General features: G+C 37.7%; 16 protein-coding genes and 1 rRNA gene. 14 read left to right on the top strand and 3 right to left on the bottom strand.

Annotated features, from left to right (window positions below):
- Positions 1-81 (top strand): 5S ribosomal RNA (rrf, locus tag AC3WV0_RS16540); the annotation flags it as partial.
- 806 nt (positions 82-887) lie between these two features.
- Here the strand turns inward: rrf and AC3WV0_RS16535 are convergent.
- The 3 genes from AC3WV0_RS16535 to AC3WV0_RS16525 all read right to left on the bottom strand — a co-directional run bounded on the left by AC3WV0_RS16535 (position 888) and on the right by AC3WV0_RS16525 (position 3,908).
- Positions 888-2,447 carry an Rne/Rng family ribonuclease gene (locus AC3WV0_RS16535; RefSeq protein ID WP_488847175.1) on the bottom strand — a complete coding sequence of 520 codons (1,560 nt, stop codon included), beginning with the start codon at positions 2,445-2,447 and terminating at the stop codon, positions 888-890.
- Positions 2,448-2,805: 358 nt separating this feature from the next.
- Positions 2,806-3,096: an HU family DNA-binding protein gene (locus AC3WV0_RS16530; RefSeq protein ID WP_089999690.1), complete on the bottom strand. Its 291-nt coding sequence runs from the start codon at positions 3,094-3,096 to the stop codon at positions 2,806-2,808.
- Between the two features lie 140 nt (positions 3,097-3,236).
- Positions 3,237-3,908, bottom strand: coding sequence for a LuxR C-terminal-related transcriptional regulator (locus AC3WV0_RS16525; RefSeq protein WP_488847174.1), 672 nt, complete (start codon positions 3,906-3,908; stop codon positions 3,237-3,239).
- Between the two features lie 177 nt (positions 3,909-4,085).
- On the opposite strand from AC3WV0_RS16525, the gene tssO (AC3WV0_RS16520) reads away from it, so the two are divergent.
- The 13 genes from tssO (AC3WV0_RS16520) (at position 4,086) to AC3WV0_RS16460 (ending at position 21,003) form a co-directional block, all read left to right on the top strand.
- Complete coding sequence (gene tssO, locus AC3WV0_RS16520) at positions 4,086-4,622, top strand: type VI secretion system TssO (protein WP_488847173.1); 537 nt, start codon at positions 4,086-4,088, stop codon at positions 4,620-4,622.
- A gap of 11 nt (positions 4,623-4,633) precedes the next feature.
- Positions 4,634-5,161: a type VI secretion system TssO gene (gene tssO / locus AC3WV0_RS16515; protein WP_488847172.1), complete on the top strand. Its 528-nt coding sequence runs from the start codon at positions 4,634-4,636 to the stop codon at positions 5,159-5,161.
- A 60-nt stretch (positions 5,162-5,221) separates the two neighbouring features.
- Positions 5,222-6,127: a PKD domain-containing protein gene (locus tag AC3WV0_RS16510; protein ID WP_488847171.1), complete on the top strand. Its 906-nt coding sequence runs from the start codon at positions 5,222-5,224 to the stop codon at positions 6,125-6,127.
- 46 nt (positions 6,128-6,173) lie between these two features.
- The gene (gene tssR, locus AC3WV0_RS16505) at positions 6,174-8,573 is read left to right on the top strand and encodes a type VI secretion system protein TssR domain-containing protein (protein WP_488847170.1); all 2,400 of its coding nucleotides are present in this window, start codon (positions 6,174-6,176) and stop codon (positions 8,571-8,573) included.
- A 95-nt stretch (positions 8,574-8,668) separates the two neighbouring features.
- The gene (locus AC3WV0_RS16500; RefSeq protein WP_488847169.1) at positions 8,669-9,172 is read left to right on the top strand and encodes a DUF4280 domain-containing protein; all 504 of its coding nucleotides are present in this window, start codon (positions 8,669-8,671) and stop codon (positions 9,170-9,172) included.
- Positions 9,173-9,194: 22 nt separating this feature from the next.
- Complete coding sequence (locus AC3WV0_RS16495; RefSeq protein WP_488847168.1) at positions 9,195-12,338, top strand: peptidoglycan DD-metalloendopeptidase family protein; 3,144 nt, start codon at positions 9,195-9,197, stop codon at positions 12,336-12,338.
- A gap of 17 nt (positions 12,339-12,355) precedes the next feature.
- Positions 12,356-13,015, top strand: a complete 660-nt coding sequence (locus AC3WV0_RS16490) for a hypothetical protein (protein ID WP_488847167.1) — start codon at positions 12,356-12,358, stop codon at positions 13,013-13,015.
- Between the two features lie 155 nt (positions 13,016-13,170).
- The gene (locus AC3WV0_RS16485) at positions 13,171-13,701 is read left to right on the top strand and encodes a hypothetical protein (protein WP_488847166.1); all 531 of its coding nucleotides are present in this window, start codon (positions 13,171-13,173) and stop codon (positions 13,699-13,701) included.
- 84 nt (positions 13,702-13,785) lie between these two features.
- Positions 13,786-14,748, top strand: coding sequence for a hypothetical protein (locus AC3WV0_RS16480; protein ID WP_488847165.1), 963 nt, complete (start codon positions 13,786-13,788; stop codon positions 14,746-14,748).
- A gap of 189 nt (positions 14,749-14,937) precedes the next feature.
- Complete coding sequence (tssD, locus tag AC3WV0_RS16475) at positions 14,938-15,342, top strand: type VI secretion system tube protein TssD (protein ID WP_029296853.1); 405 nt, start codon at positions 14,938-14,940, stop codon at positions 15,340-15,342.
- Between the two features lie 269 nt (positions 15,343-15,611).
- Positions 15,612-18,107 carry an ATP-dependent Clp protease ATP-binding subunit gene (locus AC3WV0_RS16470; RefSeq protein WP_488847164.1) on the top strand — a complete coding sequence of 832 codons (2,496 nt, stop codon included), beginning with the start codon at positions 15,612-15,614 and terminating at the stop codon, positions 18,105-18,107.
- Between the two features lie 43 nt (positions 18,108-18,150).
- Positions 18,151-19,020, top strand: a complete 870-nt coding sequence (locus AC3WV0_RS16465; protein ID WP_488847163.1) for a lytic transglycosylase domain-containing protein — start codon at positions 18,151-18,153, stop codon at positions 19,018-19,020.
- A 45-nt stretch (positions 19,021-19,065) separates the two neighbouring features.
- Complete coding sequence (locus AC3WV0_RS16460; RefSeq protein ID WP_488847162.1) at positions 19,066-21,003, top strand: type VI secretion system Vgr family protein; 1,938 nt, start codon at positions 19,066-19,068, stop codon at positions 21,001-21,003.

Genomic DNA, 21,003 nt, shown 5'->3' with positions numbered 1-21,003 from the left:
TGTTCCCATTCCGAACACAGAAGTTAAGCCCACCAGCGCCGATGGTACTGCGAATAGCGGGAGAGTAGGTCGCCGCCAGTTTTTTATTAAAAGTCTCATACAGCAATGTGTGAGACTTTTTGCGTTTATACTATTCAAGATTCAAGATTCAAGATTCAAAGTTTAAGGTAAACTGCATACCCAATGACAAAGAGCCAGGGAAAAAGTAAAAAGAACCAACGAGAAGAGACCGGGAGATTTAAGGTTAAGATTTAAAATTCAATGTTAAATCACTTATTGCCTATTATTTATTACCTGTCCTCACTACTCATTACCATTACTCATGATTACGCCTCCACCCTTCGGGCTCAATGAATTTGGGATTGGCATTCCACCGGATTATACCCGGTGCTATAGGATGGCGCCCCTTCAGGGCTCGTTTTAAAAGATTAATTGTAGCTTATTCTAAAGCAATATAGGCATCACATCAGGGATTATATAGATTAGGGTAAAATTAGAAGTTCATAGAATGAGAGCCTGGATAAATAACATTTCAAAAGACTGTAATTTTATTGCTTATTACTCATAGTTTATTTTAATTCCGACTTCCGGCCGAAGAGTTATTTGTAACAGAATAGTGCTAAATACCGACTAAGACCCTAGCCTCGATAGGAGCGGTTACCCCACAGCAGGGAATGGTATGTTATGCCTTAGCCCTGAAAAAGCAATGGCGCGAGGAGTAAGAGCGGATAGCGAGATTAAGCTCCTGAAACTAAGTATAATGACTTTAAATATTTGTGGTATATATCGGTTAAACTTTAATATTTTATACGGATAAGAATTAGATGCTGAAATCTGGTCTTTTATGGCAAAGAAAAACCTCCGGCAGAACCAGAGGTTGTAAGTTTTTAATTAGAATATCCGATCAATTCTTCTTTTTTTGAATTGTAGATTCTGTATTCTAAGTATTTGAAAGAGTCTCTTGGGACTACAGTTACCCATTTTTTGTATTTCATGAACCATTTTGTCTGAATGCTGTTGAAGCCTTTGGTAAGGTAGGCCTCAACAAACGGATGTACATGCAGGTAAAGCTTTCCTTTTTCCTTTTGCATGATGGTTCTGAGGGTTTCTCCCATTCGTTCTACAATAACGATCGGAGCGACGATTTCTCCATCTTTATTAGGGTTTTCTTCCTTGGTTTCAATTTGTTTTTCTGGGCGGTTTCTTTGTCTGGTAATCTGTATAAGTCCAAACTTGCTGGGAGGAAGTATCTTATGACGTGCTTTATCACGTTTCATCTCTTCTTTTAGATGTTCATAGAGCTCTTTTCTGTGCTCAGGATTAGTCATGTCGATAAAATCGATAACAATAATTCCACCCATATCACGAAGACGGAGCTGTCTTGCAATTTCAGTGGCAGCCATTTTATTGACTTTAAGCGCATGTTCTTTATTGACAGATGTTCCGGTGGTAATGTTATTTCCGGAATTTACATCGATTACGTGTAATGCTTCGGTATGCTCTATGACAAGATAAGCGCCTTTTGAGCTTGGAATGTTGACATGCTTTCCAAAGCTTTGTTTAAGCTGTTTTTCGACGTTGTAGTATTCCAGTAGAGGAATATGCGAATCATAGAAGTGGACTATATTTTTTCTTTCAGGAGCAATTACTTCCAGATAGTTTTTCATTTCACTTACCATTTGCTCATCATCGCAGGTAATGCTTACAAAATCCTGGTTGAAATTGTCTCTTAAAATAGCTGAAGCTTTGTCATCTTCGCTCAGAACTCTTGAAGGGACTTTATTTTTCTGAATATTCTTAAAAGTAGTTTCCCATTTCTGAATAAGCTGATTCATGTCATTATGAAGATCAGCAACTTTTTTTCCTTCAGCGACAGTTCTGATAATAACTCCGAAACCTTCTGGCTTGATACTTTCGATAAGTGTTCTCAGTCTTTCTTTTTCTTCAGAACTTTTAACTTTTTTTGAAATCGATACTTTGTTGTCGAATGGGATAAGTACTAAAAAGCGCCCTGTGAGCGAAATCTGGGTAGATATTCTTGGCCCTTTTGTAGAAATAGGCTCTTTGGTAATCTGAAGTAAAACAACATCGTCTTTTGCAATAACTTTGTCTACAGTTCCGTTTTTGTCGATTTCGGGTTGTATCTCGAAATTTTTTAAACCTGAAGTATTTTGCTTTTTTGAAATGGTATCTTTCAGAAACTTGCGATAAGTAAGATATTGTGGGCCCAAATCCTGATAATGAAGGAAAGCATCCTTTTCGTAGCCGATATTTACAAAGGCTGCATTCAGGTTAGGGGCAAGTTTTTTTACTTTTCCGATAAAAAGATCTCCAACTATAAAATCACTTTTGTCCTCTTGCTCATGAAGTTCACATAGTCTTCCGTCTTCCAGCAGTGCAATCTTTGTAAGATCATCTTCATGCGAAACTATTAGTTCTTTCTTCATTTTATTGTAAGATAAAAATTGTTAAGAAGGTAGAAAACAGACATATATTTCATCATATAAATTTATCCTTAAGTTAAGAATTAGTATTGAATGAATAGCAATTTTTTTGATAAAATATAAAATCCTTTCATTGACATCTTAATAGTTGCAAAACAAAATATAGTCGGTGAACCTTTAAAATCTTAAAATCACCAACTATATTATATATTATAAATCTCAGGAAATGAGATTATTTTTTCTTGTGTCTGTTTGCTCTTCTTCTCTTTTTTCTTTTGTGAGTTGCAACCTTGTGTCTTTTTCTTTTCTTTCCGCTTGGCATAATTATAATTTTTTAGTAACTAGTTAATATTCAGTTGATTTATTTTACCTTAACTTTTGTTTTTACTTTCTCCACAAAAGATTTTGACGGCTTGAAAGCAGGAATATTGTGAGCAGGGATTTCAATAGCAGTGTTCTTAGAGATATTTCTTCCCGTTTTTGCTGCTCTTGTTTTAATGATAAAAGATCCAAAACCTCTCAAATAAACATTATCTCCATTATACATAGAAGTTCTGATTTCTTGCATAAAAGCTTCTACAACTTTCTGTGTTTCATTCTTTTCGGTTCCCAACTTATTTGAGATGGTGTTTACCAATTCTGCCTTTGTCATTTCCTTATTTTAATTTTAAATTTTAGGTGTGCAAATTTAGTTAAAAAAATTGAATATTAGCAAATTAGTGGCAAAATATTTTTTGATAAGCAATTGAAAATTGAATGTTTACTTTGTATTAAGATAGCGTTAAATCCTCTTTACATGCTGGAATTATAGTATCCATTTTCAACACAGAAGCGGATCAGGTGAAGTTTTGTTTTCAGTCCAAGCTTTTCTGTGAGGCGGTTGATATAGGTGTCTATGGTTCTTGTACTGAGATTCAGCTTTTCACCAATTTCCTTATTACTGAAGCCTTCATAGCAGAATTTCATAAGCTGGATTTCTGTTGGCGAAAGCTCTTCCTGGCTTTTTTTCTGGCGGTCCATATATTCCATTACTGCGAGAGGCTGCTGCTCCCATTGCTTGGTATAGGCTTCGTAATCAAAATTGTCTGCAGTTATTTTTCCTTTAATGATATCCTTGATGATATTGCTTTTTTTCTGACAATAAAAAATATTGGGAATTTTTGACAGGATTTCCGCCATGTCTTCTTGGTAAGTACCGGAATAGGTGATGATGGGCGTTTCACTGTTACTTTTACGAATATATTTGATGGCTTCGAGACCGCTTAATACCGGCATAAAAAGCTCTACAATGAAAACGTCTTCCTGTCTCCTGTAATTTCTGCTGATGAGCTCATGCCCGTTGTTGCAGTCGTTAAGAAGCATATAGAACGGATTTTCGGTAAGCATTTTGATTAATATTTTTTTAAAATAAAAATCACTGTCTGCTATGGAAAACCGCACAGTATTGGTCAATAATTTGCTCACTTTAATATCGATTTGGTGAATGATAATTAAAAATCAGATCACTAAATTATGAAAATAAGATGAAAGTGAAAATTAATCTTAATTTAATTGGAAAAATAATATTATATCATCGTAATATTTAAATTTTGTGAATAAATTATTTTTTTATAATTTCACATTCCAAACAAATCACATTATATGTCTTCGAAACGGGAGAAAAAATTAAACAAGGCAGACGTCAGGATAGGCATTTGGAAATTTGTTCTATCTTTCATCGTTTTATCAGGTGTTTCCTTCATCTGTGTATTTTTCTTTTTTAAAAGCTACGACATCCAAAGACAGGGTATAAAAAAAGAAGCGGATGATTACCGTTATCTTCTTACCAGGAGTAATGTTCTTAAAGAACATGTAGACAGCATATTTTACCGGATGGACCAGCTGGACATCAATAAAGTGGAAAACGATATTTTCCTGAGAAACGCCATCATGGAAGATGTCAGAAATGCTAAAAACGCCATGGATAAAGACAGTGCGGATAATTTCAAACATTATTCCATCCTTATGAAACAGATTGAGCCCATGCTGGCTTTAAAGAAACAAATCATCGACGTTTCCTATAAAGAACAGGTTGCCTTGAGAGATCTGAACGAATGTAAAGGAAAAATAGGAGCTATCAATGGGGAGCTCCGTGTAGACCCTACCCGGAAATTTTCAGGTATGAGACGAAGAAGATAAAAACGAATATTATGCAAGGACAAATCACATTATCGAAAAAAGAAAGGCATTATCAGTTTTTATATTTAATTCTAATGCTTTTGGCTGCACTTATTTTTTTGGGAATCATTCTCTTAAGAGGCTTTCAATCTCCGTTTTCGGATAATGATATTGTTTCGATTCAGATGCTGGAGGAAAAGGCCAGATTCGACCAGAAACATAAACAGTCTTTCAAAGTGATGGACAGTACATTTTCCATGATCAATAAACTTACGGATGAAGCTCCACAGCCTTTTGTAGAAAATAATATCGTGTACGGAATCAATGACGTGGCCGATTATTACCAGAACGGTGAAAATACCAACGATATCAGAAAAGAAGCATATCCGCAGATCGCAAAATTTTATAAAATGTATTTCAACGACAAAAAAATTATTTCCAGCAAAACAGAAAATATTAAAAACTTTGAAAAGCAGTTTGAAGAATGCTCGATCGGTTTTAGGGAAAAGAAAAGTCAGCTTTTCCAGCGCGAAACGGCTTTAAAATCGAGGTCACAATAAGCTGTTATATTACGAAACTCATTATACAAGCACAATACACACATCACACAATCATTAACTATGAATTACTTTCAGAAAAACAAGAAGAACATTATTATCGGTGTTATTGCAACCTTGCTGATAGCGGCACTGGTTGCATTATGGCTCCAGAAGAAAGTGATACACTCTTCCGACGATATTGTCGGACTCGTCTATCCGTCTAACCTTAAAGTGGGAGATACGCTTTCATTCGAAGACAAAACACAGTTTGCCAAAACGAAAAGATGGAATTTCGGAGATGGTACCACCAGTGATAAAAACAGCGGAATTCATTTTTACAACAAGCCGGGATATTATCAGGTAACACTCATTATCGATAATAAATATTCCAAATCTTTTCCCATCATTGTTTCTGCAAGAACAATTCCAAAAAAAGACAGTGTAAAAACGGTAACACTCATTGATGCTCCATCACAGGCCATGCAGTTTGAGAATGTACAGTTCCGTGCTGTTTCAGACGGCCAACAGTTTACATGGAAATTCGGAGAAACCGGAAGAATTGATTCTAAAGATAAATTGGCTATCTATTCTTACCAAAAGCCAGGCGATTATGTGGTAAGCCTTATCACAGATCAAACGGCTGAGCCGGTGCTTCACCAGATTAAAATTTTACCGGCTTACGATGCTCTGCAAGAAGAAGTAAGCGTAGAAGACAGCTATGCTAAAATTGACAATGATTTTAAATATCATCTTCAGCAGATCGCATACGGAAATAATTTCAACATGCATTACAATTATCTCCTGAGAACATACCTGTGCAACAATGAAAATACGGTTGTAAAAGTAAACGACAGTAAAGTCAATAATTTCTACATGTATTGTGCAGGACTTCAGTTTGACAAGAATAATGTCATTCAGACCGTTAAAGTAAATTTTGATGATGCGCAAAACTGCGTTACCAAAGTTGATATCAACCAAAGCAAATAATATCTGTCCTTTTTCAGGACATCACCAATCATAAAAGATAAAAAGGATGAAAAATAAACTTCCTCTAGCAGCATATTATATCGGAATTTCGGTATTGCTGACAGCCTGTCAGGTAAAATTGCCGTCAAAAAGAACTCCAGAACCGTCACATTACGGGCAGGTTGATAATTCACCTGTAGTTAATGGCTTTCCTAAAAAAGCAGTTCCATGGATTGCAATTTCGGATCGCTCCAGAAACACCGCTTATCTGGATAAAAGTGACGAAAAATCATATAAAGAAGTTAAATTTCTCGAGCCATTAATGGTCCTAAAGCACCGCGACGGAATGGTAAAAGTTGCGGAATATATTCCTGACGCTTTAATGAAAAAGGTTTCATCTAAACAGGTAAAAACCTACGGCTGGATCCCGGAATCTGATCTTCTTTTATGGAGCAACTCGTTGAAAAGCGAAAAAACAGGATTTCCGGTTAAAGTTGCTGTAGTACCAAGCAACAGTGAAGTGATCAGAAATTCTGAAAGATATTATAAAAATGACTCGATCATGGTGTTCAATTCACCGAGCCTTATCGAACAGGCCAATGTGAAGATTCCGAATGGCCAGATGGTATATGTTTATAAACAGGCTGAGAACAACAAAAGATTTTTGGTAGGTAAAAAGCCCTCGATTGATATAGACAGCATAAGCACAAGCCTTTACGGATGGGTAAGTTCAAACGTTATTTCCAGTTGGGGAGAACGTTCTGCCGTTAAAATGAAAAATACCACCGGAATTACGGAAACCACTTTGGGAATCCACGAAGGATCTCCGGGCGGAAATGATTCTGAAAATAAAACTGCCGTTCTTCTTACCGATGTCAACAAGAGAACACCTCTTGAGAATATTTTCCCGGTAACTTTACCATTGAATGAAACGCCGGCTCCGGATTCCAAAACCAAATATTTTACCAATATTCTGGATTACAGTAAAAATTATGTTTTCAATGTTTTAGGTGAACCTATTTATTTTGACCGATACCGGGAAATCACAGAGAAAAACAAGAAAATAAATATTGTATTTACCCTGGATATCAGTGCTCCCAATGCACCGTATGCACCGATTGTAAAATCTTTGCTTCAGGATTTACAGCTAAGGTTTGAAAAGCCTTCTTATTTTAATCAGGTGAAATATGGCGTTGTTTTATATAAAAATAATCCTTGCGGTGATAATGTGGCGGTTTCTCCCCTGAATACAGATTACAGTAAAATTACAACATTCATCGATCAGAAGACCAACGAAATGAACTGCGCAAGCAACAGCGGATATCAGCCGGTAAATGAAGGCCTGATGGCAGCCGGAAATCTGTTGTCCAATTTTCCTGATGAAACCAATATCGTTGTTACCGTAGGAACTTCGTCGGCGCAGAGCGGGAATATGTATGGTGTAATTAATTCCCTTACACAGGCTCAGGCGAGACTGATCATGTTCCAGACGAGCTCAAGGTCATCAGATACATACAACGATTTTGTATTAATGGCAGAAAATGTGGTAACCAACACAGCCAAGAATATCGCTGAACTCAAAAAGCAGAAAATCATCAATCAAAATGATGTTTTAACGAAAAATAATTTTAATCTCGTAGAAGGAGACGAAGGTTTCTTCTCGCTGGATTATCCAAAACAGAGTATGTCTCAGGGATTTGTTATCTTTCCTAAAAAAGGAGATATTGCAACTCCCGGATATCTCAAAAAGTCTGTAGACAGCCTTATTGCACAGGTTACTTTAGATAATACTACTTTGGATAAGTCTTTAAACGACTATTTCCATTCATCCGTAGGAGCGGGCAGAACAGATGTCGATCTGAAATACAAATATCTTTACCCGGGTCTTACAAATCCTGTTCCCGCTGGCATTGCAGCCCAGCTTATCAATTACGGAAGCCCGTTTTTGGTGAAAGGATATATTCCGAAGGAGCTTAAAGACTACAAACCCGGACTTGAAAAAGGAATTCTGATCTCCGAAACAGAATATGATAATTTAAAATTATTCTATACCGAAGTTTATCAAAATACAGGCGCAGAAAGATCTGATTTCAGTCAGGCAAGAGCGGTCAGAGAATTTGTGAAACTGCTGAAGAAATATAATCCGACCTTAAAGTTCCTGGACAAAGGAGACCTTTATCAGCAGCCGATGTCTTATGCCGTAGGGGTAAGTACTGGTTTCGATAATTCAGAAGAAGAGCTGATGTCAAAATACATGCTGAAAGGCTGGAAAAAGTCTAAAATTGTCACGAATGAAACGGCCAGAAACTATTTCCGTCATTATAAAGATCTGGCAGAAAGAATGCTTTCTCACCGAAATGATCCTGCTGTAAAAATTCAGCAGAACGGACAGACATTCTACTGGCTGAATGAATATTTTATGCCGACAATGCTGCCCACGGAACAACCCGAATATACTAAACATTAGTCACTTATAATATGAAAAGCGGAAATTAATTTCGCTTTTTTTTATTTTTTTCCGGTAAATTTTTTATCTTTGATGTTACCCAAATCATAAATATTATGTCACAGCAATCATCTCCTCATGACGGAAAGCATTTCGTCGTACAGAAAGGTAAAGCCCAGTGTGATCAGGGTGATCAGTTTCCTCAGTATAAAGTGACCTCCCATCAGAAACATTTTTGGAATGACTCTGATGGCAACAATGATTTTCTGGCAGTTACAGAAGATGATCTTGAGTTTAATCCTTCCGGTCCAAGCTTCGGAAAATGCAAGCTGAAGCCCAGTTCAGGCGGAAACCTCCCATGCTCTTATGCGCCCGCCGGAAAATGGCAGAAAACCTATGATAAAGTAAAGATTACGGGTAAGAAAATCGTTACTGAAGTATCTGATTTACAGTGCGTGATCGGAGGAAAAATCACGATTAAAGATCATGGCCAGAGAGGGCAGATGAGCAAAAAAAATGTGAAAAATGCCGACAATAAAACGGTACAGCATATTAATCCGCTTGTAAATATGCAGGACTATAAAGAAACTGTCCTTGAAAGTGAAATCGACGCTTACTAATTAATCCTAAAACACACTTTCTATGTCTAAAAAAGGAGTTTCAAAAATTTCAGGTAATCCTACCCCTACAATTGGTGAGAAAACCACTTATATGGTTACAGACTGGTATCCTTCGACACCTGCCGGTGAAAGAAATCCTGCTGCGGTAACCTGGGAACTTTTCAAAAAAAGAGCCAACGGAAGTTTTACCACGACCAATATCAGAAAGAAAGGAGATGGAAGCTTTACTTTCGGAGAAGTTGCTGCAAAGAACACGTATCGTCTGGAAGCTTATCTGCATGAGCCTGAAGGCAGCGGTCCTACAACCATAGATATTACGCCAAAGCCAGCAGGAATTCCGCAGATCAGCAAAGTTGAACTCCGCTATGCTGATGATACTCCTGGAACGGTTTTCAGCTATACCGACAAATTGATTGCGAAAGCCCAGTGTGTAAATCTCACAGGAAAAAAACTGGTGTTCAGACTATGGGAAGATGATGCCGCTGGAAACGGTCATAATGCCGGTAATCTTTTTGTAGATAGCAGGGAAGCCATTGTCGACAGAACCGGAACCGCAACATCCGAATTTGTATTAACAAAAGCTTTAATGCAGAAGGCCGCCCAGGGTGAAACCAATCCCGGCAAACTTGAATTCTATGTTACCGTAGAATATTACAGCAACAGAAAACATGCTACCAATAGGGTTGATGTGCAGAATCCGGAATATAAACAACCTGTTCAGCAAACACAGCAGCAAAGTTCATCACAACATAATTCCGGAGCTTCGGACACTTCTCAGCAACAGCCGGTTTCAAGAACGCAACAAAACGAAGCAGAAGAGGATGCAGCACAACCTGAAGTGTCTAATCAAACCAACGGAACAATAGAGCCGGAACAGCAGCCGACTCCTCAGCAACCTGAAGGAAAAACAACCAGTGTTGTAGAGGAACCCAAAGCTGAAAGTCTTCTTGATGCTTATTTTGCGAAAGAAGAATTCACCAGGGAAACCGATGAAGCGGATGGTAATTATACCTACACATTTGCTTCAAACAACAATAATATCAATAAAGATACTATTGCACAGATTATTAAAGGCAAAGTAGACCCTGCTGTAAAGAAAGATAAAAAATATGCAAAATTTGAGACGATAAAAAGTGCGCTCACCCAAACTTCTTATGCAAAGGGTGAAACCATTTCTTTTGCTTTATACAAACTCGGACCTGTATTCGTAAGAATAAATAATGCGCCATTGGAAGAAGAAATATACGTAGTGGCAACTACGATGCTTCTCGACGGTAAGGAAGTAAGCATAAATATTAAAGAAAAAGAGCCGGTTTTAATTGAAAAAGATGCCAATCTTCCTGTATTGGAAGCAAAAGAGAACGGTGCCGAAATCACAACGCTGAAAGCAGTAGCAGAAAACGGACTCGCTAAAGTTAAAATAAAGCTCCGCCCGCAATCCGATGATACGCTGAAAGAATGGAAGGAAAAATTAACGGGAATAAAAGACGGAACTCATACGTACACATTCGGAGGAAACGGAAATAATACAGCAACAGCACAGCAAAAAAGAAGAATCGCAGGAATTATCATCAATAAAATAAAAGCCGAACTGGCCGAACAGAAAAAATTTGCGAAAAGTGAAGCAATAGAACAGGCTCTCACTAAAGAAGTGTATAACAAAGACGAGCAGATTACCTTTGATGTTTATAAAAGCGTTACCGAATATTTATGGCTAAAAGCAGATTGCACAGGAAATTTACAAAAACATGAAGGCGAGTTCCTGAAAAAAGACGGAGCCTATTTCGAGATTGGTAAAAAATGCCCGAGATGTACAGAAAAAATTACCATTGAACAAATTGAGGAACTTTATGGTGCTTTGCCTGCTCATAAAGCTTTCAGGCAGGAAGTGGTCGATAATCTGAACAAATATATTTTTGATTCAGGTAAAGAAATCCATATCAATACATGCCTAAGAAAAGCGCATTTCTTTGCGCAGGTCGGTGCCGAAACATTAGGCATTAATCCGGACTGGATGGTAGAAACGGATAAATTCCGGTACTCAAGATCACGAAGTTTGAGTATTTTCGGGCAAAGAGCTGCCAATCTGAATGCTGCAGGTCTTCTGGAAATCTATTGCAACGAAAATCCCCAGAAAAAACTGATGAATTATATGTATGCAGCAGAAAACGGTTTTGGAAACGGAAACGGAAACGAAGCCAGTGGCGACGGCTATTTATTCAGAGGGAGAGGTCTTAAACAGCTTACAGGACGTGGAAATTACAGGAGTGCTGCGAACTATATTAGAGAGATTTTCCCTGATGAATATGTAGATCTCGAAGCTGATCCGGATAAAGTAAAAGAGGCTAAATATGCTGTTTTAACGGCAATTGCATTCTGGGAGAAACATGAAATCTGGAAAACAGCAGACACTGTGAAAGTTTCTACACTGGATAATGTAAAGAAAGTGAGAAAGCTCGTCAATCCGGGACTGGCAGGATTAGGAGATGCCAAATCGTATTTCGATAAAGGAATTAATGTATTTAAGGTAAATTCATGTTCTCCTGTAGAAGGCGGCGATTCTACATGGCACGACCCGATAGATAATCCACAAAGAACGTATTATAATTCCAGTGGTGCCCATAAAGAGCAAAACGGAGCTTTCGGACCAGTGAGAACAAAAATAGTGAACGGCCAGGCTGTTCCTAAAAATCATCAGGGGCTTGATATCTTTGCAGATATAGATACGCCGTGCAAAGCCTGTCTGGACGGAACGATTGTGAGCTATACAAATGAAGGAAGCGCAGGATACGGAAATGTGCTCGTTCTGGAAGTCAGCGGTGAAGATTTAAGGAAAGCCAAAAGAAATTATACGCACGAATTTACAGCGGAAGTTGAAAGTGGATCAGGTTTTGATATTAATGCTGATAAGTTTTATCTTCGGTATGCCCATTTAAAATCGGCAGTAAAAACCAGCGGAGAAGTAACTGCCGGCGAAACCATCTGCTATTCCGGTGATACGGGGAATGCAAGTGGTGTTCCGAATCCGCATTTGCATTTTGAGGTTGCAATGAATGCTACCGGCAACGGAACAGGTCTGCAGAACAGATACAATCCGGCATATTTTGTAAGGCTTACTGCGATAGATCAGCCGGCTCAGCAGGCCGTAAAAGAGGCAAGATCTTAATTTTAAAGAAAATATTTATGCACAAATCGCTTTTTAAAATATTATTTTTACTGTTCGGGCTTACTTTGTTCAGCTGTAAAGACAGCAGGCAACCGTCGGCAGATCAGAAACAATTAACATCGTCTGTTGTTCAGTCCGCAAACTTGAAGGCTTCGGAAAACGATAAAAAAACACCGGAAAATGCAGATCGGGAAACTTCTTTCGATATTGTAAGTCCTTTCAGAAAAGATGATTATGAAAACTGTTATGTTCATGGAGCAACAAAACTTATCCATAAAACTGATAATAGCTTTATGCTTACAAAAAAGGATTTTGCCATTACAGATGTAGATTTTTCAGATATTAATTACGAAGGACCGGGTTACACCATCTATTCTTATCAGTCTTCAGCCAATAAAAATATGGAGGTTGTTATCATTGAAGGTCAGGCTGATATAGGCACGGCCTGGTATTATGTGTTGGTACTGGATGGGGAGGATCTCGTAGATAAATTCTATGTAAAAGAACCCAGGGCCAATTCAGAAAATACGGACATGAAAGATTTTATTAACGTTGCACTGAAAGATAAAGATCTTGTGCTGAAATTTAAAAAAGACAAAATTGCCGGATATTCAAAGCCTTTGGCAAATTTGAGAACTGAAGGAAATTATTTATGTTTAGATAAGAAGATCAAATAATTTTGACATTATAAAATAACAATCAAGAGGCATACTTCGTGTATGGCCTCTTTTTTTATTGTTGGAAAAGCTATTTTTGTTTTAAATTCAAATAAAATATTTTCAGATAGAAAAATATGGTATTTTTGATTTGTCAATCACATAAAAAATTTTTTATGATCAGTAAAAATTTTATCGGTATCTGTTTATTAATGGGTATTTCTGCTATCTCATGCAAAAAAAATGAAGATAAACATACAGCAAATACTAAAGACTCATCTGTTGTTTCTCAGAACATAGATCAGCATTCCAAACCCGTGGAGCATTATGATACGGCAAAGCCTGATTCTGCCGCCAATGAATACCAAAATAATGATAAAGCAACTGTACCCTCATCTAAAAAAACAGTAGACGGAACGTTTGTAGCGAATAATTGCGACGGAGGAAGATTTTCTATTGAATTTAAAAATTCTGATGGCAAGCCAAGCTTTAAAATTTTGGATAAAAAGAAAATTATTGCAGCTGGAAATGTATCTTCTGAAACTGATGAAAAAACCGGTGAAATTACTACAGTAGTTATGGGCGAAATCGCTGGACTGTATGATGGTGATAAAATTGTCATTCAGAATTACGGAAACTCGATGAATGAATTTGATCATTTTACGCAATGTGGAGACAAATATCTGGAATTTGTAAGGCAAAAGTAATGTATTCAAGTAGTAAAATACCATAGAAACTATTTTGTAAAATAAAATTTTTGCGCTAAATTGTGTTAAGCCAAAACAGAATATATGATCGTTCATTTTATACTTTCCGGAGAAACGCTGGAAAGCATATCTGAAGAAATTAATCTTGAAAACCCCCAATATCTTAAAGAATTTCACAATAAACATTGTGCAAGAGAAGATTTTATATATGATGATCTTATTCCACGGAAAAAACTTCTGATCCCCGATATCAATAAAATAAAAGAATACAACAGCAGGAACGATGCTCCTTTTAAAAATCCTAAGCTGAATCCTGATATTCCCTTCCATCCTGAAAATTTCAGCAAAATATATTCTGTGGTTAACAAAGAAATTTATGAAAACCCGCTGGAAAAAAAACATACCATTCTTACCTATACCGTTTCTGTAAAATGGATGGGAAACGAAAACGGATTTCATATTTTTCACCTTTTTAAAAATAATTTTTCAGAGGGCCAGGGAAATATGATGGCAGATCTGGCTTCAGAATCGATCCGTTCTCTTAATCCGTTAGAAGTTAAAACCGATCTCAAAGGAAATGTTGTAAGCATAAGACTTACTCAGCAGACGGCGGATAATTTTGCGAAGATTAAAAAGCGGTTAGCAGATCTTTTTCCGGATCAGTACGCGAATATTTACCTTAATGAGTTTGAAAGGGCAGTGCTGGACAGAGATATATTTAATTCAAGGATGAAGAATGATGTCTTTATTAAAAATTATTTTGCATCGGTAAGAAATCCCTTTGCTAATGGAAAATCATTCCTTCACCAAACAATAGGAGAAGAAAATACGGATGTCATTCTTCGACAGAAAATTGAAAATCCGGAATATAATAATGAAATCGTGATAATTCAGAATCTTGAAAACTCTGAAAGTGGCATAGAGTTTTCCGGAAAATATACATTGTATACAAAAACTGGATTGGTTAAAAGTGTCGATATAAGCTATGTTATCTCTCAATTTGGGATTGAAAATTCCAGTTTTTTTACTATGACAGAATTATCATAAGTCTCATCAATAGAGCAATGTTAAAAGTATGTCAAATCATTTGTCGTAGAATTACGACATCAAATCGTAGTATTACTACAAAATATCAGATAGTGGTGAAAAAACTTTTCTAAGAAACTTTACCCTCTTACCTTTGTTACACACAATCACCGAATCACAAAATATTATTAACGATTAAAATTTACCATCATGGCAGCAAATTCAAGAGGAATTCTTAAATTCAATGGAGGAGAAGGTCAGAAATTATTAAAGCTGAACTACAGCGTATCCAGATCGACAGATGTATCGGGAAGAGTAGCTTCAGATCCTTCCAACGCAATCATCAAAGTAACCGTAGAAGCAACTGAAAAATCAGATATTCTGGAAAGCTTACTGAACGGAAAATACAAACCTACAACAGGCGAAATCACTTTTAATAAATCTCACGAAGAAGGTACCTTGATTACCCTAAACTGGGAAAACGGATATGTGATCCAACACGAAGTAGACTTCGATGCCGTAGACGAAAACAGCATGCTGATCAGCTTTATTATCAGTGCTGAAACAATAGATTACGGAAATTCCAAGTACGAAGGACTTTGGCCTTCAAGCTAAAAAAACTCAACGTAATTTAATATTCATAAGGGAAAGACTGTCATCACAAGGCGGTCTTTTTTTACCATTATGAGCAGAAAACTATTATGTTTCAAATAATATTATTTAGTTCACAGTAACGAAGAATTTCATCTTCTCAAAAAAAACTGATATATTAGTAAAAGGTAAAATTTCAGCCAATTATGGATTAATTTTTGCTGCTGTTTAGCGAAAACATACTCGGTGAAAATTATCACACCACAAGAGAATATTAATTTGAAAAATACACAATGGGAGTACTAGTAACCAACGATACGGTAAAGCAGCTGTTTCATATTGCACAGTCCATCGCGAAAGAAAATTATAACGGAACTTATGGTGGTCCGCACATTCTTCAGGCTTTGATGCATAAAGACATCGGACTTTCGGATTTTCTGAAAAGCATTGATAAAGATCCCGGATATTTCTACGAATGGGCAGATGTCCGAATTGAAGATTATCCCAAAACCTCACATCTTCCCGATGAGGTAAAAGAAGATGACACAGTAGATACGATTGTGGAAGAGGCAGATGATATCCGTTTAAAGCTGGGTTTGGACGAAATTACACCAATTTGTATACTTACGGCTATTGTAAAACCGCAAGTAGCCTTTTCGCTGCAACAGCTGAAATCACTTCCTCTCAGAGAACATGAAATATTCAATCTTTACAGGAAAGATACACCATACGAAAGCGCTGCAGATCAGGAATTCTCTTCTATTTTTTCAAACGGATCAGAGTATTCTGATAATTCTTTTCCGTCCATTAAAAACTATTGTATAGACAGAACAGCACAGGCCAGAAAAGGAGAGTTGGAAAACATTATCGGTAGAGATAAAGAGCTGAGAATGCTGGTGGAAATACTCTGCAGAAGAAGTAAGCCGAATGTTATTATTATCGGCGAGCCGGGAGTTGGAAAAACAGCATTGGTGGAAGGTTTTGCTATCGAAATTACAAAAGGAAATGTTCCCGAAATGCTTAAAAATGGAACATTGCTGGAATTGGACACTGGCGCTTTATTAGCCGGAACTTCCTACAAAGGCGAAATTGAAGACCGTCTCAAAAAAGTGATTAACGAATGCAAAAAAATAGAAAAAGCCATTCTTTTTATTGATGAAATTCATACACTTCTCGATCCGAAAGGAAGCATCGGAAATGTAGCGAATCTTTTGAAACCCGAATTGGCTAGAGGCGAAATTACCGTAATTGGAGCGACGACACAGGAAGAATACAGGAAAATTATAGAACCTGAGCAGGCTTTTAACAGACGTTTTGAAGTGCTTACGGTAAATGAACCTGACGAAAAGACCTGCGTTAAAATGATTGATGTTCTGCTTGAAGGATATAAAAAACATCACGGAATTGAAGTGGAAAAAACCGCTCTCCCGGAATGTGTACGCCTTGCTAAACGGTATGCTAAAGGTAAAAAATTACCGGATGCAGCGATTGATTTGCTGGACCGAACAATGGCCGCAATAAAAATGCTTGATGAGCTTTCGGAAAAAGAGCTTGAAAGCTGGAAAAACAGATATGATGAAATTCTTAATGAAGAATTTTTTGATGATAAAGATAAAGCCGATGAGCTGATCTGGACTTACAATTTGTTGAGAGACAAAATCAGCCCGATTTTATGGGGATCTTTGAGTGAGCAGCCTCAGATTGACAACTCCATGCCGGTGGAGCAGATACAGAAAACAATAGAAGATACTTATGCTGAACTTTTACAGCATGCAGCAAAAAAAAGAGAAAAAGTTGACCGTCTCGAGCTGGCTGCAGTAATGGCCGCAAAAACAAATATCCCGATCGGAAAAATTCAGGCACAGGAAAAAGAAAAGCTTCTCAATATGGAATCGCTTCTCATGAACAGGGTGGTCGGACAGGATCATGCATTGAAGATCCTTTCTGATGCGATCGTAGAAAACCGCAGCGGATTGAACAAACCGGGACAGCCGATCGGTTCATTCTTTCTTCTGGGACCAACCGGAACCGGAAAAACAGAATTGGCAAAATCCATGGCAGAACTTCTTTTCAATGATGAAAAGGCAATGGTTCGTTTCGATATGTCGGAGTTTAAAGAAGAACATTCAGCGGCACTGCTTTATGGTGCGCCTCCGGGATATGTCGGTTATGAAGAGGGAGGAATGTTGGTTAATAAAATAAGACAGCAGCCTTACACGGTAGTTTTATTTGATGAAATTGAAAAAGCACACCATTCGGTTTTTGACGTGTTTTTACAGATCATGGATGAAGGGAAAGTACATGACAAGCTTGGAAAAGAAGGAGATTTCAGTAATGCTTTGATCTTATTTACGTCAAACATCGGAAGTGAAGAAATTGTAAAACAGTTTGAAGAAGGCAAAGTTCCTGAATCATCTTCTTTAATGCAGATTATGTCAAATTCGGGACGTTTCAGGCCTGAATTTCTGGCGAGAATCACTGAGATTATTCCTTTTGCCCCGATCACAGAATCCATAGCTGAAAGGATTTTTAATATTCAGTTAAAATCACTTCACACATCATTAACAAGATTGGGAATTGCGCTGAAAATTTCAGATGAAGCTGTGAAAAACCTTGCATTAGGCGGCTTTAGTAGCAGATATGGAGCAAGGCAGATTTCGGGAGTTATTAGGTCACAACTCGCAAGGCCGATCTCTAAGATGATTGTTCGTGAAGAAGTAAAATCCGGACAGACCATTCATGTAGACTGGAATCAGGAAGAGGAAAAATTAAGCTGGAAAGTGGAATAAATAAAATAATATACGTTAAATTTCTTATTTACGTTAATAAGATATGAAACCAAATCTCAAAAATATCATCCTGGCAGGAATATTACTGGTGTGTTCACAGATTATGAATGCACAGTTTCTTGCTGCTTCTGATACTTCGGAGAACAGTGTGAGACGATATAAAAGTATCATCAGTGGTAACAAGGAAATTGTAGAGTTCATCGAATATTCTCTCGTACAAAAAGGCTTGCCGAAGCATCTCAGGAATCTGGCATTGATTGAGTCTCATTTTAACAGAAATATTACTTCAGGTGCGGGCGCAGTAGGTGTATGGCAATTTATGACATCTCATGCGAACCAATACGGGCTTACCCAACAGAACAGGAATGATCTGTATAAAAGTACAAAGACAGCAGTTATCTCGCTGACGAATTTATATAAAAAATATAACAATTGGGTTACCGTAGTTGCCGCTTACAATTGTGGTGAGGGAAATATTGCGAAAGCTATGGCAGCAGCTAATTCATCTCAGTATCATATATTTTATAAATTTTTACCGGAAGAAACAATTAATCATGTCAAAAAATATCTGAATGCCTGCTATGCCACCGGCGAACTGCAAAGTGTTTTGAGTAATTATAATTCTTCCCGAATGAATACTGTATTTTTCGTGAATGGAGGAAGTGGAAAAAATAACGAACAGATGGCAGAAACAGATATTAATGCAGGGTTTAATTTAAATGTCATTGCCGATGAGCTTGACCTCGACGTTAGCAGACTTCTCTCCTGGAATCCCGAAATTTCACAGGAGCTTCAGGATAAAGGAGAAGGAACCCTGTATTTACCGAAAGATATCATGCCCGACTTTTTATTAAGGAAAAATAAAATTCTCTCCAGATCAATCAAAGAGACACACGCCATAAACACCAAATAATAGAACACCAAGCGATAATGTTTAACCTATCAAATTACAGGTAATATGAAAACAGAATCACAAAATATACTTACAAATCCTTCATTTCGTCCATCTCAGAATGCCGACGGAATTTCGGAGAATCATCATGCAGGTATCAACCGGCTGGTAAAGCTTTCTATTGTCATCGAAGGGAAAGTCATTAAATATTATAAACATTTTAAACTGACGCAAAGTACCGGAAAACATCACGAATTCAGCCTTACACTGGCTCATGATGCATTAGGCGACAGGCAGACCCATACTCTTGAGGAGGCCAATAAATTTTTGGGAAAACGACTCACGGTTGTTATTTCATACAAAGACATAGACAACAGTCCTGAAAGGACGTTTGTAGGCGTTATTACAGGCGTCGGATTCAGCCAGGAAAGGATGAGTCTCGGGAATATTGTTTTGAAAGGGTACAGCCCGACCATTTTGTTGGATGGAGCGCCTCACGTTCAAAGTTTTGGAGGTGGATCTGCCGTGAATATGGGAATTATCGCCAATGAAGTAATCAAACAGGGGATTGACACGAGCCGTTTTGATGTAAGAGTAGATACTAATGATTATTCACAGATCATTTACAGCAGCCAGTATGATGAGACACATTATAACTATCTCGCAAGAATGGCAGAAGCGTATGGCGAACAGTTTTATTATGATGGAGAAGTGCTTCATTTCGGGAAACTTCCTCCACAGAATAAGCCCATTAAATTAACGTACGGAAGCAGCGCGAACGATATCAGAGTTGAATTGAAAGCTGTTCACATAAAACCACAATTTTATGGCTACAACAGCAGCAAGAATGAGAAATTAACCTCCGGCGATACACCGATTCAGCATGTGGGAGATTTAGCAAAAACTGCTTACGCTCACAATGAAAAAATTTATAAAACTCCGGCTCTTCAGGTTGCGCCAATTAAAGCAACAACTCATCTTGATGTAGAATATTCACAGAAAAGCACGTCGGGAAGCCAGGCAGTGAATGTATTTTCTTTATCCGGAAATACCACGGTTCCTTTTTTACATCCCGGCTGCGTGGTTGATGTACAGATGCGGAAAATCGATACCAATGAATCTTCTTATTTCACCAGGATTATGGTAACGGAAGTTTCTCATGAAGTGGATACAAGAGGGCATTACACCGGCAGCTTCGAAGGGATTGCTTCTGATACAGGATTTTTACCCAAACCTGAATTTAAAGTTCCGAAAGCAGAACCGCAAATTGCAACCGTTATTTCTAATGCAGATCCTGAAGGTCAGGGAAGAGTACAGGTAAGATTTGACTGGCAGAATAACGATACTACCCACTTTATCCGGATGATGAGCCCTGACGCGGGAGGAACTGATAAGATTACTCAAAACAGGGGATATGTAGCGATTCCTGAAGTTGGCGATCAGGTCATGGTAAATTTTGTGCATAGCCATCCCGACAGACCATTCGTCATGGGAGGAATGTTTCATGGCGGAGTAGGACTTGGCGGCGGAGCAGATAACAGGGTGAAATCAATACAGACCAGAAGCGGCCACAGAATCATTTTTACAGAAGATGAAAGTATTGTTATTACCGATAAATCAGGAAACGAAATTCATTTAGATACCACCGGAAGCAATATTACCATCACCGCTCCCGAAACAATGACATTGAATTGTAAGAATATGAATATCAATGTTGGCATGAATATGACCACCAATGTCGGAATGAATAAATCTGACACCATTATGGTTAATCATACTGAAAGCGTAGGTTCTATGAAATATCTCTCTACCGGTGCCGATTTCATGACCAATGTGGTTGGAAAAATGAGCCACTATGTAAAAGGAGATATGGAAGTGTATGGCGAAAAAGAACATAAGCTGACTTCTATGAAAGGTGTTCAGGTCAGCAGCGAAGGCAAAGTAGAACATCATTCGGAAAAGGAAGTGCAGAACAACAGCGGAGAGAAATCTAAAAATTACTAG

The sequence above is a fragment of the Chryseobacterium sp. 27AL genome, assembly GCF_057815395.1.
Note: the sequence above shows the minus strand (reverse complement) of the source record. Positions and strands in the feature narration are given on the sequence as shown.